General features: G+C 56.2%; 10 protein-coding genes. 9 read left to right on the top strand and 1 reads right to left on the bottom strand.

Features of this window, described 5'->3' with window-relative positions; all coding sequences use genetic code 11:
• Positions 1 to 52 precede the first annotated feature (52 nt).
• From L881_RS0111545 to pcsA, 9 genes are all read left to right on the top strand, one after another.
• Positions 53 to 2,890, top strand: a complete 2,838-nt coding sequence (locus L881_RS0111545; RefSeq protein ID WP_025733852.1) for a 2-oxoglutarate dehydrogenase E1 component — start codon at positions 53 to 55, stop codon at positions 2,888 to 2,890.
• 91 nt (positions 2,891 to 2,981) lie between these two features.
• Positions 2,982 to 4,553 (top strand): 2-oxoglutarate dehydrogenase complex dihydrolipoyllysine-residue succinyltransferase, encoded by a 1,572-nt coding sequence (odhB, locus tag L881_RS0111540; RefSeq protein ID WP_025733851.1) that lies wholly within the window; start codon positions 2,982 to 2,984, stop codon positions 4,551 to 4,553.
• Positions 4,554 to 4,707: 154 nt separating this feature from the next.
• The gene (gene lpdA, locus L881_RS0111535; RefSeq protein WP_025733850.1) at positions 4,708 to 6,147 is read left to right on the top strand and encodes a dihydrolipoyl dehydrogenase; all 1,440 of its coding nucleotides are present in this window, start codon (positions 4,708 to 4,710) and stop codon (positions 6,145 to 6,147) included.
• A 219-nt stretch (positions 6,148 to 6,366) separates the two neighbouring features.
• Positions 6,367 to 7,539 (top strand): ADP-forming succinate--CoA ligase subunit beta, encoded by a 1,173-nt coding sequence (sucC, locus tag L881_RS0111530; protein ID WP_025733849.1) that lies wholly within the window; start codon positions 6,367 to 6,369, stop codon positions 7,537 to 7,539.
• Positions 7,536 to 8,408, top strand: a complete 873-nt coding sequence (sucD, locus tag L881_RS0111525; protein ID WP_025733848.1) for a succinate--CoA ligase subunit alpha — start codon at positions 7,536 to 7,538, stop codon at positions 8,406 to 8,408. Before sucC ends, sucD begins: the two co-directional genes overlap by 4 nt.
• 294 nt (positions 8,409 to 8,702) lie before the next feature.
• On the top strand, positions 8,703 to 9,812 hold the full coding sequence (locus tag L881_RS0111520; protein ID WP_025733847.1) for an S-(hydroxymethyl)glutathione dehydrogenase/class III alcohol dehydrogenase: 1,110 nt from the start codon (positions 8,703 to 8,705) through the stop codon (positions 9,810 to 9,812).
• Positions 9,813 to 10,001: 189 nt separating this feature from the next.
• Positions 10,002 to 10,874: an S-formylglutathione hydrolase gene (gene fghA / locus L881_RS0111515; RefSeq protein ID WP_034579634.1), complete on the top strand. Its 873-nt coding sequence runs from the start codon at positions 10,002 to 10,004 to the stop codon at positions 10,872 to 10,874.
• A 104-nt stretch (positions 10,875 to 10,978) separates the two neighbouring features.
• Entirely contained in the window at positions 10,979 to 11,695 is a 717-nt protein-coding gene (mtgA, locus tag L881_RS0111510; RefSeq protein ID WP_025733845.1) for a monofunctional biosynthetic peptidoglycan transglycosylase, read from the top strand.
• A 55-nt stretch (positions 11,696 to 11,750) separates the two neighbouring features.
• A complete protein-coding gene (gene pcsA, locus L881_RS0111505) occupies positions 11,751 to 12,521 on the top strand; it encodes a phosphatidylcholine synthase (protein WP_342664106.1) in 771 nt (256 codons plus the stop codon).
• A gap of 113 nt (positions 12,522 to 12,634) precedes the next feature.
• Here pcsA and L881_RS0111500 read toward each other — a convergent pair whose 3' ends face one another.
• Positions 12,635 to 13,414 (bottom strand): TSUP family transporter, encoded by a 780-nt coding sequence (locus L881_RS0111500; RefSeq protein WP_025733843.1) that lies wholly within the window; start codon positions 13,412 to 13,414, stop codon positions 12,635 to 12,637.
• Positions 13,415 to 13,492: the final 78 nt, after the last annotated feature.

Here is a 13,492-nt window from a genome sequence, read left to right as displayed (position 1 = left end):
TCTCCGCCGCAGCCCGAACAATAGCCTGTAACAGGATTTAGGGTAGGTAACCATGTCACAAGGCACCATGGACTTGATGTGGCGAACGTCGCACATGAGTGGGGCGAATGTTCATTACGTTGAGGAGCTCTACGAGCAATACCTTAACGACGCTTCATCGGTTCCCGATGAGTGGCGCCGCTATTTCGATACGCTGCCCGCCTATGATGGTGGGCCGGCACACGACGTGCCGCTGGCGCCGGTACGCGATGATTTCGAGCGTCTTGGCCGTCAGGGGCAACGTACCAAAGCTGCCAGCGGTGGCTCTTCCGATGAAGAGTTCCGTCGCCAGGTGCGCGTACTGCAACTCATCAACGCCTACCGTTTTCGCGGTCATCAGCACGCGAACCTTGATCCGCTCGGCCTGCGTAAAACAGAGTCGGTGCCCGATCTGGATCTTGCGTTCCATCAGCTCTCCGAATCCGACATGAATACCGAGTTTCAGACTGGCTCGCTCTTTATTGGCAAGGAGCGAGCCAAACTGTCTGAAATTGTTGCTGCGCTGAAGAATACCTACTGCCGCTCGATCGGTTGCGAATTCATGCATATCGTGAATACCGACGAGAAGCGCTGGCTGGAAGAGCGCTTTGAATCAGTGCAGGGCAAGCCCGGTTATTCGGTCACCGAGCGTGAACATATCCTGGAGCGCCTGACGGCTGCGGAAGGGCTTGAGAACTATCTTGCCAGCCGCTATCCCGGTACCAAGCGCTTTGGTCTTGAGGGCGGTGAATCCTTCATCCCGATGGTTGATGAGATGATCCAGCGTGCCGGCAGCTATGGCACCAAGGAAGTGGTCATCGGCATGGCGCACCGTGGCCGTCTCAACCTGATGGTCAATATCCTTGGTAAAAGCCCCGCTGATCTGATCGACGAGTTCGATGGCAAGCATCCCGAACACAGCGGTCAGGGCGATGTGAAGTACCACAAGGGGTATAGCTCCAACGTCATGACGCCGGGTGGTGAAATTCACCTGGCGCTGGCGTTCAACCCTTCCCATTTGGAAATCGTAGGGCCGGTAGTCGAAGGCTCGGTGCGCGCACGTCAGGATCGTCGCCGTGATGAGAGCGGTGATCTTGTCCTGCCGATTTCGGTACATGGTGACGCGGCCTTCGCCGGTCAGGGCGTGGTCATGGAAACCTTCCAGATGTCACAGACTCGCGGTTTTAAAACCGGCGGTACCGTGCACATCGTGATCAATAACCAGGTCGGTTTCACCACGTCGATTCGCGAAGATGCGCGTTCCACTGAATACTGCACCGATATTGCCAAGATGGTGCAGGCGCCCATCTTCCATGTGAATGGCGATGATCCTGAAGCCGTCCAGTTGGTGACCCAGATTGCCATCGACTATCGTCGCCAGTTCCACAAGGATGTGGTGATTGATCTCGTATGCTACCGCCGTCGTGGTCATAACGAAGCCGATGAGCCTTCCGGTACGCAGCCTGCGATGTATGCGGCCATCAAGAGCCACAAAAGCACGCGCGCCCTGTATGCCGAGCACCTGATTAAAGAAGGCGTGATCAGCGACGCGCAGGCCAAGGGCATGGTGGACACCTATCGTACCCAGATTGATGAGGGCGATCAGGTGGTCAATGCTCTGGTGAAAGAGCCTAACACCGCGCTGTTTGTCGATTGGAGCCCCTATGTGGGGCAGCGCTGGAGCGATGACGCCGATACGTCATTCGATGCTGGTCGCCTTGCCGAGCTTGCCGACGGTATGTGCACCATCCCGACTGACGTGAGCGTGCAGCGTCAGGTTGCCAAGGTGTATGAAGACCGGCGCAAGATGATTACCGGTGAAGTGGCCATGAACTGGGGCTTCGCTGAAACCCTGGCCTATGCCACGCTGCTTGATGAAGGGTACTTCGTTCGCATCAGCGGCGAAGACAGTGGCCGAGGCACCTTCTCGCATCGCCATGCGGTAGTGCATAACCAGAATGATGACTCGACCTGGATTCCTCTACAGCATCTCAAGGAAGGGCAGCCGGATTTCTGGATTTACGATTCACTGCTCTCAGAAGAAGCCGTGCTGGCCTTTGAATATGGCTACGCGACTACGGCGCCTGATGGTCTGGTGGCCTGGGAAGCGCAGTTTGGTGACTTTGCCAACGGTGCTCAGGTGGTGATTGATCAGTTCATCTCATCGGGTGAAACCAAGTGGGAGCGCCTGTGCGGCCTCACCTTGTTGTTGCCACATGGCTATGAAGGTCAGGGTGCCGAGCACTCTTCTGCACGTCTGGAGCGCTTCCTGCAGCTGTCGGCAGAAAACAACATGCAGGTAGTACAGCCCACGACCCCTGCACAGATGTTCCATCTGTTGCGTCGTCAGGTTGTGCGCCCGCTGCGCAAACCGCTGGTCGTCATGCAGCCGAAGAGTCTGCTGCGCCACAAGGCGGCAGTATCCTCGATGGAAGAGCTGTCCAGCGGTCAATTTATGAGCCTGATCGACGATCAGAGCGGCCAGCATCCGAGCAGCATTCGACGTGTCATTCTCTGTTCCGGCAAGGTGTATTACGATCTGGCGGCATACCGGGAAGAGCAACAGCGGCATGATGTGGCCATCATTCGCCTTGAGCAGCTCTATCCGTTCCCGGCCGACAAGCTAGAGGCCGCATTGGCACGTTTCGATCAGCTTGAGAGCGTCTGCTGGTGTCAGGATGAACCGCGCAACCAGGGCGCATGGTTCATGATCAAGGAGGAGCTTGATGAGGCCATCGCCCAGAGTCATCCTTCGTTGGGTCGTGTACTTTCTTATGCTGGGCGTGCTTCGTCAGCCGCTCCGGCAGCAGGTTATATGGGCGATCACCTGGCGCAGCAGCAAGCGCTGATCAACGATGCATTTAATGAATAAAGGGGCGCTGCTGTAGAAAGCGCAGGTGCGCTCCTTGAAGGAACGCTCCACACCGATTGTCACAGACACGAGTGTTAAGGAACCAAACAACATGTCTACCGAGATTAAAGCGCCCAGTTTTCCTGAATCCGTAGCGGAGGGAACAGTCGCTGCATGGCACAAGCAGCCCGGTGATAGCGTCGAACGCGATGAGCTCATCGTTGAGATTGAAACTGACAAGGTGGTGCTGGAAGTGGTTGCTCCCAGCGCTGGCGTGCTGAGCGAAATCAAGGTGCAGGAAGGCGATACCTGTGATTCAGAGCAGGTGTTGGGCTTGCTGGGTGTAGCGGAAGAAGCCAGCGCTGGTGTCGCTGAGGCAGTAGTGGCCGCTGAGCATGAAAGCAGTGCTGAGCAGAGCAGAGCAACGGCCAACCAGGCAGCTGTCGAAGGCGGCGCTCGTCATGAAGTCAAGGCTCCCTCTTTCCCGGAGTCGGTGGCCGAGGGCACTGTCTCTACCTGGCACAAGAAACCTGGTGAACAGGTTGCGCGTGATGAGCTGCTGGTTGATATCGAAACTGACAAGGTAGTGCTTGAAGTCGTAGCGCCTGCCGATGGCACGATCAGTGAGATCAAAGCCAGCGAAGGTGATCAGGTGGCTTCTGAGCAGGTATTGGCTATCTTTACCGAGGGTGCGGCTGGCGGTGCTTCAGAAGTAAGCGTAAAGGCTGCGCCCAGCGAGGCGCAAAGCGAAGAAGAAGGTGCTTCCAAACTGGGCAGCAAATGGCTCTCTCCGGCAGCACGTCCGCTGGTGGCCGAGCACAATCTGGATGTCGAAAAGATCTCCGGCAGCGGTCGCAACGGTGTGATCCTCAAGGAAGATGTCCAGAAAGCGCTCAAGGCTGGCAATGCAACCACCAGTGCTGCAACCTCTGCGCCAGCAGCGGCTCCCGCTGCCGCCAGCAGTGCCGAGCTGCCGCAGGGCGAGCGTCCCGAGCAGCGCGTACCGATGAGCCGTTTGCGCCAGACCATCGCCAAACGACTAGTGAATGCGCAGCAGACCGCTGCGATGCTGACGACCTACAACGAAGTCGACATGAGCGCGGTCATGGGCCTGCGTAGCCAGTATCGTGACGTCTTCCAGAAAAAACACGATATCAAGCTGGGCTTCATGGGCTTCTTCGTGAAAGCTTGTACCGAAGCACTCAAGCGCTTCCCGGACGTTAATGCCTCCATCGACGGCACGGATATCGTCTATCACGGCTATCAGGATATTGGTGTGGCGGTTTCTACGCCGCGCGGGCTGGTGGTGCCGGTCATTCGTGATACCGACACTCTGAAACTGGCAGATGTCGAGAAGCAGATCGCTGATTTCGGCAAGCGTGGCCGTGACGGCAAGCTGGGCATCGAAGACATGACCGGTGGCACCTTCACCATCACCAACGGCGGTATCTTCGGTTCGATGCTGTCAACGCCGATCCTGAATCCGCCGCAAACGGCTATTCTGGGCATGCATAACATTCAGCAGCGTCCGGTGGCTGTCGATGGCGAAGTCGTCATTCGCCCGATGATGTACCTTGCGCTCTCTTACGATCACCGCATGATCGACGGCAAGGACGCGGTACAGTTCCTGGTTGCCATAAAAGAGCTGCTGGAAGATCCTGCTCGTTTCTTGCTGGATGTGTAAACAGAGCGTGGAATAGCGCTCATGCCGGGTGACCCAGGAGGTCAGCCCGGCCTTTATTCTTTTGGCACAGGTCTTCGTTGTGACAGCGCAATAGTGTTCAGGCAGGCAACCGTGCCTGTGCCACATCTTTTCCTTTAACGGATGGAACGATTTTATGGCCGATAAATTCGATGTGATCGTCATTGGTGCTGGCCCCGGTGGATACGTCGCCGCGATCAGGGCTGCACAGTTGGGGCTGAAAACCGCCTGCGTCGAAAAGTGGGTGAACAAGGAAGGCAAAACCGTTCACGGTGGCACTTGCTTGAACGTTGGCTGTATTCCTTCCAAGGCACTGCTCGAAAGCTCTCACAAATTTGTCGAAGCGCGCGATCATTTCGCTGACGTAGGTATTGAGGTGGGCGATATTTCCACCAATGTCAGCAAAATGCTCGAATTCAAACAGTCGGTCATTACCAAAAATACCGGCGGCATTTCGATGCTGTTCAAGGCCAACGGTGTCACCGCACTGGAAGGCACCGGCAAGCTGCTGGCAGGCAAGAAAGTGGAAGTAACCGGCCACGATGGCTCCAGCGCCACCTATGAAGCGGCCAACGTGATCATCGCGTCAGGCTCGGTGCCGGTGAACATTCCCCCGGCACCATTGACTGACGACATCATTGTCGATTCCACCGGCGCGCTGGAATTCACCGAAGCACCCAAGCGTCTTGGCGTGATTGGCGCTGGCGTTATTGGTCTCGAACTCGGCTCGGTGTGGAGCCGTCTTGGCAGTGAAGTCACCGTTCTTGAAGCGCTCGACAGCTTCCTGCCAATGGTTGATTCACAGGTTGCCAAGGAAGCGAAGAAACTGCTGGGTAAACAAGGGCTTGCTATCAAGCTGGGAGCCAAGGTCACCGGTTCGAGCGTCAACAATGGCGAAGTGGAAGTCAGCTATACCGACAGCGAAGGCGAAAAAACGCAAACCTTCGATAAGCTGATCGTGGCCGTTGGCCGCAAACCCTATACCGAGAAGTTGCTGGCCGACGATGCAGGCATTGAGCTGGGCGAACGTGGTTTCATCAACGTTGATAACCAGTGCCGCACCAATGTTGACGGTGTTTATGCCATTGGTGACGTTGTGCGTGGCCCGATGCTGGCTCACAAGGCTTCCGAAGAGGGCGTGATGGTGGCTGACATCATTGCCGGGCACAGCAAGGCGCAAATGAACTATGACGCTATTCCTAGCGTTATTTATACCGCGCCGGAAGTAGCCTTTGTAGGCAAGACCGAGCAGCAGCTCAAGGAAGAGGGCGTTGAATATAAAACCGGCTCCTTCCCGTTCTCGGCCAACGGTCGTGCGCTTGCCAATAATGCGCCGGAAGGTATGGCGAAGGTCATCGCCGATGCCAACACTGATCGCATTCTGGGTGTGCATATTCTTTCGCAGCATGCAGGTGAGCTGATTGCACAGGCGGTTATCGCGATGGAATTCGGTGCCAGCGCTGAAGATATCGGTCTGATCTGCTTCGCTCACCCCACCACTTCTGAAGCCATTCATGAGGCTGCGCTGGCGGTGGACGGTCACGCTATTCATATGGCGAACCGTAAAAAGCGCTGAAACCAGTCTTAGGTTGAATACTCAGCGAGGGTCTTTGGAAGTAAGCTTTCCAAGGGCCCTGCACTAGACAGGGCGATGTGAAAACATCGCCCTGTTTGCGTTGGGAGAGTAGAACCTCCAGAGCCGCATCGTCAGGCAGGCCCGGTGGCGAGGTGAGTGGCATAGTGCTATCGGCTGACGTCTGGCGACACAGACCTGGTTTGATTGTGGAGTGGTTCCATGCTGTTGCATGAATACCAAAGTAAACAGTTATTCAAGGAATATGGCCTGCCGGTACTCAATGGCCGCGCAATTGAATCTCCCCTGGAAGTCGCGGAAGCGTGCCGCGCACTGGGTGGGAGCCGATGGGTCGTCAAAGCACAGGTGCATGCAGGGGGCAGGGGCAAGGCGGGTGGTGTAATCATTGCCCAGTCCCCGCAGGAGGCCGAGCAGTTTGCCGAGCGCTGGCTGGGGAAACGGCTTGTCACTCATCAGACCGGTGCGGAAGGGCAACCGGTCAACCGTATTCTGCTTGAACCGGCTGCCACCATTGACCGCGAGTTATACCTTGGCGCTGTGGTCGATCGTTCCAGTCAGCGCGTGGTGTTCATGGCTTCGTCGGAAGGCGGCATGGATATAGAAGAAGTCGCTCGCACTCATCCCGAACGTATCTTCAGCACGACCATTGACCCTCTCACTGACGCCCAGCCCTGGCAAGCAAGAACGCTCGGTTACCAGCTTGGCCTGAATAACAGCCAGCTCAAGCAGTTCTGTCGGATATTTACCGCGCTGGCACGGCTTTTTGCCGAGCGAGACCTGTCGCTGGTCGAGATCAATCCGCTGGTTATCTGCAATGACGGCGAGCTGTGCTGCCTTGATGCCAAAATCAATGTAGATAGCAATGCGCTGTTCCGGCAGCCCGACATTGAGGCCATGAATGACACCACCCAGGATGATCCGCGCGAAGTGCGCGCTGCCGAATGGTCGCTCAACTATGTAGCGCTGGAAGGCAATATCGGCTGTATGGTGAATGGTGCTGGCCTGGCGATGGGGGTGATGGACACCATCAAGCTCAACGGCGGGCGTCCTGCCAACTTCCTTGATGTGGGGGGCGGTACTACCCGTGAACGTGTCGCCGAAGCCTTCAAGATCATTCTCTCCGATCAGTCGGTCAAGGTGGTGCTGGTCAACATCTTTGGCGGCATCGTGCGCTGTGATCTGATTGCTGAAGGCATTATCGGTGCGATCAAGGAGATTGATCTCAAGGTGCCGGTGATCGTGCGTCTTGAAGGTACGCACGCGGCTGAAGGCAAGCGTCTTCTGGATCAGAGCGGCATGGATATCATTGCATCCGAGGGACTGGAAGACGCAGCGCAGCGCGCTGTTGCATTGGCGGGGGGAAGCAGCGAATGAGTATTTTGATTGATCGTTCCACACGGGTTATCTGTCAGGGAATTACCGGCAGCCAGGGCAGTTTTCATTCAAGACAGGCGCTCGATTACGGCACTCAACTGCTGGCGGGCGTTACGCCAGGCAAGGGCGGTGAACTGCATCTGGGGCTGCCGGTCTTCAATACGGTTGCCGAGGCAGTGGCCCACACTCAGGCTGATGCCACGCTCATCTTTGTACCCGCGCCGCTATGCAAGGATTCGATCCTTGAAGCAGCCAATGCGGGTATCAAGCTGATTGTCTGCATTACCGAAGGCATTCCTACCCTCGACATGCTGGTGTGCAAGATACGCTGCGATGAACTGGGCGTGCGTCTGATTGGCCCCAATTGCCCGGGCATCATTACTCCCGGCGAGTGCAAGATGGGCATTATGCCCGCCAATATTCACAAGCCCGGCAAGGTAGGGATCGTTTCGCGTTCGGGCACCTTGACCTATGAAGCCGTGAAGCAAACCACCGATGATGGTTTTGGTCAGTCAACCTGTGTAGGGATTGGCGGAGACCCGATCCCCGGTACCAGCTTTATAGATATATTAACGCTGTTTGAACAGGACCCAGCGACCGAAGCGATTGTAATGATCGGGGAAATTGGCGGCACTGCCGAGGAAGAAGCGGCTGAGTTCATCCGTCACCATGTCAGCAAACCGGTGGTTTCCTATATTGCCGGTGTTACCGCGCCAAAGGGCAAGCGCATGGGCCACGCTGGAGCGATTATCTCAGGTGGTAAAGGGACTGCGGAAGGCAAGTATGCCGCGCTGGAACCCGCAGGCGTTGTAACGGTGCGTTCACTGGCAGGCATTGGTGCCGGTCTGAAACGCGCTACCGGCTGGTAGCCCACGCTTTCTGTGGCTGCTCGTCATCGGCATATCATAACGCCGGGCTTGGGTCCGGCGTTTTTTGTGCGCCACATTTCGACGGGTTACTTTATAACAATCAATGAGGTGCGCTATCCGAATGCAGGCACCAGCCTTTTCATCCATCGCTCTGGGCATTAAGCTTTCGTCATAAAGCAGCATCGTGTGATCCCCATTCGTTTATCGGTAATACGTGCGCCAGACGCTGCGAAGTGGCTTTGGTTTGGTCGCGAATGGCGCGGTGCTGATTCATCCTTGTCCTTGGAGAGCCTAATGAAATCTCGTGCTGCTATTGCCTGGGAGGCGGGCAAGCCGCTTTCCATTGAAGAAATTGATGTTGCAGGTCCCAAGGCGGGCGAAGTGCTGGTGCGCATCGTCGCCACGGGCGTGTGCCACACCGATGCCTTCACGCTGTCGGGGGCTGATCCTGAAGGGCTGTTTCCCGCTGTGCTTGGGCATGAAGGTGCTGGTATCGTGGAAGAGGTTGGTGAGGGGGTAACGTCAGTCGCTCCCGGGGATCACGTTATTCCGCTTTACACCGCCGAGTGTGGCAAGTGCAAATTCTGCCTGTCGGGTAAAACCAACCTGTGCGGCGCGGTGCGTGCTACTCAGGGGAAAGGCGTAATGCCTGATGGCACCTCGCGCTTTTCCTTCGAAGGCAAGCCGCTCTATCACTATATGGGCACCTCAACGTTCTCTGAATATACCGTTGTCTCGGAGTATTCGCTGGCGAAGATTAGCCCTGATGCTCCCCTCGACCGTGTGTGTCTGCTGGGGTGCGGTATTACTACCGGCATCGGCGCAGTCTTCAATACCGCTAAAGTGGAAGAGGGCGCAACGGTCGCGGTGTTTGGGTTGGGCGCGATTGGTCTTTCGGTCATTCAGGGGGCCAAGCTTGCCAATGCAGGGCGCATTATTGCGATTGACCTTAATCCACAGAAATTCGACTTTGCGCGCCAGCTAGGGGCAACGGATTGCATCAACCCTGCCGATTACAATGTGCCCTTGCAGGAAGTGATTGTCGAACTGACTGATGGCGGCGTTGATTATTCGTTTGAATGTATCGGCAATGTCGATGTCATGCGCCAGGCGTTGGAGTGCTGCCATAAAGGCTGGGGCGAGTCGATCATCATTGGCGTAGCAGGTGCAGGTGAAGAGATTGCCACCCGTCCTTTCCAGCTGGTAACTGGCCGAGTCTGGCGAGGCAGCGCCTTTGGTGGTGTAAAAGGGCGCACTCAGCTGCCTGGCTATGTGTCGCGCTATATGGATGGCAAGATCAACATTGATGATTTTGTTACCTACGACCTCAAACTTGAGCAGATCAACGAAGCCTTCGATCTGATGCACAAAGGCAAGTCGATTCGCAGCGTGCTGCACTTTTAATGCAGCCGAGCCACCAGAGCGCGGGCTGATCCGATAAAGGCACGGCAGCCGTTGGTAATGGCTGTCTGGCTTGCGGGCCAGGCACGGCGCGAATCAATGGCGCAGAGTAGCGGCGCTATTTACATTTACCAGCGCAATGCTGTACTGATCGGCCCCGTACTGTTTCATTCTCAAGGAGACTCTCTCGCGATGAGCAATGCTCAGCCTTCCCATCTTGAACTGGTCTCATCACACCTGAGCTTCGGCGGCCTTTATCAGCGCTATCGCCACTCTTCTCAGGTGCTTGATTGTGAGATGACCTTTGGTATTTTCCTGCCCGACCAGCGCCAGCACCCTCAGCCCAATCTGCTGTGGTGGCTATCGGGGCTGACCTGTACCGATGAAAATTTCATGCAGAAGGCGGGGGCTCATCGCCTTGCCAGCGAACTTGGGCTTGCCATTGTCTGTCCGGATACCAGTCCGCGAGGCACCGATCTTCCCCACGAGCATGAGAGTTACGATCTTGGCTCGGGAGCAGGCTTCTACCTGAATGCGACGCGCGCTCCCTGGAATCAGCACTATCGCATGTACGATTACGTGGTTGATGAATTGCCCAGAGTGGTGCGGGATAATTTCTCACTCGGTGAAGGTGAGTCGATTTGCGGCCACTCCATGGGTGGTCACGGCGCGCTGGTGCTGGCGTTGCGTAATCCTGATCGCTACGCGTCGGTGTCAGCCTTCGCGCCGATTGTGAATCCGTCGCAGGTGCCATGGGGTGAGAAGGCGTTTTCGCACTATCTGGGCGAACATCGCGATGAGTGGCAACAGTATGATGCGGTAGCGCTGCTGGCATCACACGCGCCGGGCCGCACGGTGCCGCCCATGCTTGTCGATCAGGGCGAGGCCGATAGTTTCATTGAGGAAGGGCAGCTAATGCCGCAGCGGCTAGAGGAAGCCTGTCAGAAGCAGGGCGTTGCCTGCGAGCTGAGAATGCAGCCGGGCTACGATCATAGCTACTTCTTCATTGCCAGCTTCATCGAAGATCACCTGCGATTCCACGCCCGTCATCTAGGCCAGCGATGAGCAGAGAGAGGGCAGCGTGTCAGCGGAGTAACAGGTTGCCGGCAGAACGCTGCTATACTGGTGATTCGCCCTACTCATCAGCGCCTGAGTCTTGATAAACGCCCATGTCTTCACCTCTCTCCAGTACCATGCGTATCGCACGCAGAGCTGTCGCGATTGCGATCGCGGCTTTCGTGCTGCTGTCAGTGTTGACGGTAGTGCTGTTTCGCTGGCTGCCGATTCCGGTCTCCTCGGTGATGGTGGAGCGGCAGATCGTGGCAGCGGTAACGGGGCATGGCGTGAACTATCGCTATCAATGGGTGAGCTATGATGAAATTTCACCGCAGCTCAAGCTGGCAGTGATCGCCAGCGAAGACCAGCGTTTTCCGTTTCATCGCGGTTTTGACAAGCAGCAAATGGCCCTGGCCTGGCGTGATTGGCGTGACGGGGCTGCGCTGCGTGGTGCCAGTACCATTAGCCAACAGACTGCCAAGAATGTGTGGCTATGGACCCACTCCGATCTTGCGCGTAAAGGCATTGAGGCGTGGTTTACGCTGTTGATTGAAAACCTGTGGCCGAAGCAGCGTATTCTTGAGGTTTATCTCAATCTGGCGGAATGGGGAGATGGGGTCTATGGGGCTCAGGCCGCGGCGCGCTATTACTTCCATACCGATGCGGCAGCGCTCAATGCGCAGCAGGCGGCGCTGCTTGCGTCGATATTGCCCGCCCCGCGCCAGTGGAGCGCCAGCCGCCCCAATGCACGGGTTGCCAACCATTCGCGCTGGGTAATTCGTCAGATGAGACAGTTGGGCGGAATACGATATCTTGATACTCTTCACTGATATAACGATCTCTCGTTTGCCGTTCTGATGTTTTTTGCAGGTGAGGTATCGTTCAATGAACAACGAACACGATGAGCGGGAGTTCTCCCGCAACCAAGGAGTTGATGTGTCGCAATCAATGACGCCTTCCGCCGGATCGCGCGTATCAGTGCTACGGGCCTGGAGTATCCACGCGTTTACCGCCAGCGGTGTGGTATTTGCCATGCTGGCCTTGATGGCGCTGTTGAACAGCAATGTGGTGGCATGCCTGCTATGGCTGGGAGCAGCCATGATGATTGACGGTGTTGATGGTAATCTGGCGCGCAAGTACGAGATCAAATCGGTATTGCCAAACTTCGATGGCGTTATCCTCGATGTTATGGTCGATTACCTTACCTGGTCGTTTATTCCCGCCATTTTTATCTTCCAGTTTATTCCGCTGCCGCCTTATTTAAGCGCGCTCTCGGTGGCGATCATTCTTCTTTCATCAATGTTCTGCTACTGCAACGTCAATGAGAAGAGTGAAGATTCCTACTTTGTCGGTTTTCCTGCTGCGTGGAATATCGTGGCGGCCTATTTCTATGTGTTCCAGCTGCCGCCCTGGGTCTCGTTCGCCGTTATTCTGGTGATGGCTGGCCTGACCATGACGCAGATCAAGTTCCTGCATCCTTTCCGCGTCAAACTGCTGATGCCGATTAATATCGCGGTCACCGTTGCATGGTGCGTTTGCATGACAGCGCTGATTCTCTCCAGCCCCGTGCACGCTGCCTGGGCCGTATGGGGGCTGGTAGCAAGCTCACTCTATTTCGCTGCCATGTGTATTGCCCGCACCATTCGTGGGCATTAAGTTGCAGGAAGTATGAAATCTGATATAGCTACAACGTAACGAAGATCTAAGTAAAAAGAAAAGGGCGTCGTTGATATTCAACGACGCCCTTTGGGTTTATCGATATTCCCTGCTTACCACCATCCGCTAAGCAAGCCGTTCTGCCATGAATAACGTATCAGCATGGCAATACAGACGATGACAATCAGCGGGCGGATAATGCGCGCACCTGCCCCCAATACCACCAGCGAGCCTAGATAAGCCCCCACCAGTTGGGCCAGCAGCATCACAATGCCGGCAGTCCAGAGTACGTGCCCGCCAATGATAAAGATCAGCAGCGATGCAATATTACTGGCCAGATTGAGCGCCTTGGCCGTAGCGGTGGCCTGGATCAACTGGCGACCGCGCAGCGCAACTTCCGAGAGGGAAAAGAACGAGCCGGTACCTGGCCCGAAAAATCCATCATAGAAGCCGATCAATGGCACCACGGTGGCGTCATAAATCCTAGCGCTCAAGCGCGGCGTTCGCTCTACCTTACCGGCACTGGGCACCAGCAGAAAGTAGAGGGCAATAAAGGTGAGCACTATCGGCACCAGCACTTGCAAGGCATCGGTATTGACCTGCTGCACCAGCAAGGTGCCCAGTGCGGCTCCTATCAGTGCAAACAGAAAGGGCTTTTTTATCGTCGAGAAGGAGAGGTGCCCGCGCCGCCAGAAGGTCAGCGATGAGGTAAGGGTGCCAAAACTGCCTTGCAGCTTGTTGGTTGCCAGCGCTTGTACCGGTGGAATTTGCGCCAGCATCAAGGTGGGCACGGTAATCAGCCCGCCACCGCCCGCAATGGTGTCGATAAAGCCGGCACACAGTGCCGCGAGCGCCAGCATGGCAAGGGTGCTTCCGTCCAGCATGATCTCCATGGTGGGATTCCTGAATTATTCTTGATTTATTATGCGGTGACCGTGGTGAAGTTCAGCACAGCCACCGACTGCGGGACG

The sequence above is a fragment of the Carnimonas nigrificans ATCC BAA-78 genome (genome assembly GCF_000526695.1).
GTDB classification, from domain to species: domain Bacteria; phylum Pseudomonadota; class Gammaproteobacteria; order Pseudomonadales; family Halomonadaceae; genus Carnimonas; species Carnimonas nigrificans.
The sequence above is the reverse complement of the archived record's forward strand: the minus strand, read 5'-3'. Positions and strand labels throughout refer to the sequence as shown.

Bases quoted from the DNA above. Each gene is read 5' to 3' on its own strand.
- lpdA (WP_025733850.1), top strand. From the start codon at position 4,708: ATGGCCGATAAATTCGATGTGATCGTCATTGGTGCTGGCCCCGGTGGA.
- sucC (WP_025733849.1), top strand. From the start codon at position 6,367: ATGCTGTTGCATGAATACCAAAGTAAACAGTTATTCAAGGAATATGGC.
- sucD (WP_025733848.1), top strand. From the start codon at position 7,536: ATGAGTATTTTGATTGATCGTTCCACACGGGTTATCTGTCAGGGAATT.
- fghA (WP_034579634.1), top strand. From the start codon at position 10,002: ATGAGCAATGCTCAGCCTTCCCATCTTGAACTGGTCTCATCACACCTG.
- mtgA (WP_025733845.1), top strand. From the start codon at position 10,979: ATGTCTTCACCTCTCTCCAGTACCATGCGTATCGCACGCAGAGCTGTC.
- pcsA (WP_342664106.1), top strand. From the start codon at position 11,751: ATGAACAACGAACACGATGAGCGGGAGTTCTCCCGCAACCAAGGAGTT.
- L881_RS0111500 (WP_025733843.1), bottom strand. From the start codon at position 13,414: ATGGAGATCATGCTGGACGGAAGCACCCTTGCCATGCTGGCGCTCGCG.
- L881_RS0111545 (WP_025733852.1), top strand. From the start codon at position 53: ATGTCACAAGGCACCATGGACTTGATGTGGCGAACGTCGCACATGAGT.
- L881_RS0111520 (WP_025733847.1), top strand. From the start codon at position 8,703: ATGAAATCTCGTGCTGCTATTGCCTGGGAGGCGGGCAAGCCGCTTTCC.
- odhB (WP_025733851.1), top strand. From the start codon at position 2,982: ATGTCTACCGAGATTAAAGCGCCCAGTTTTCCTGAATCCGTAGCGGAG.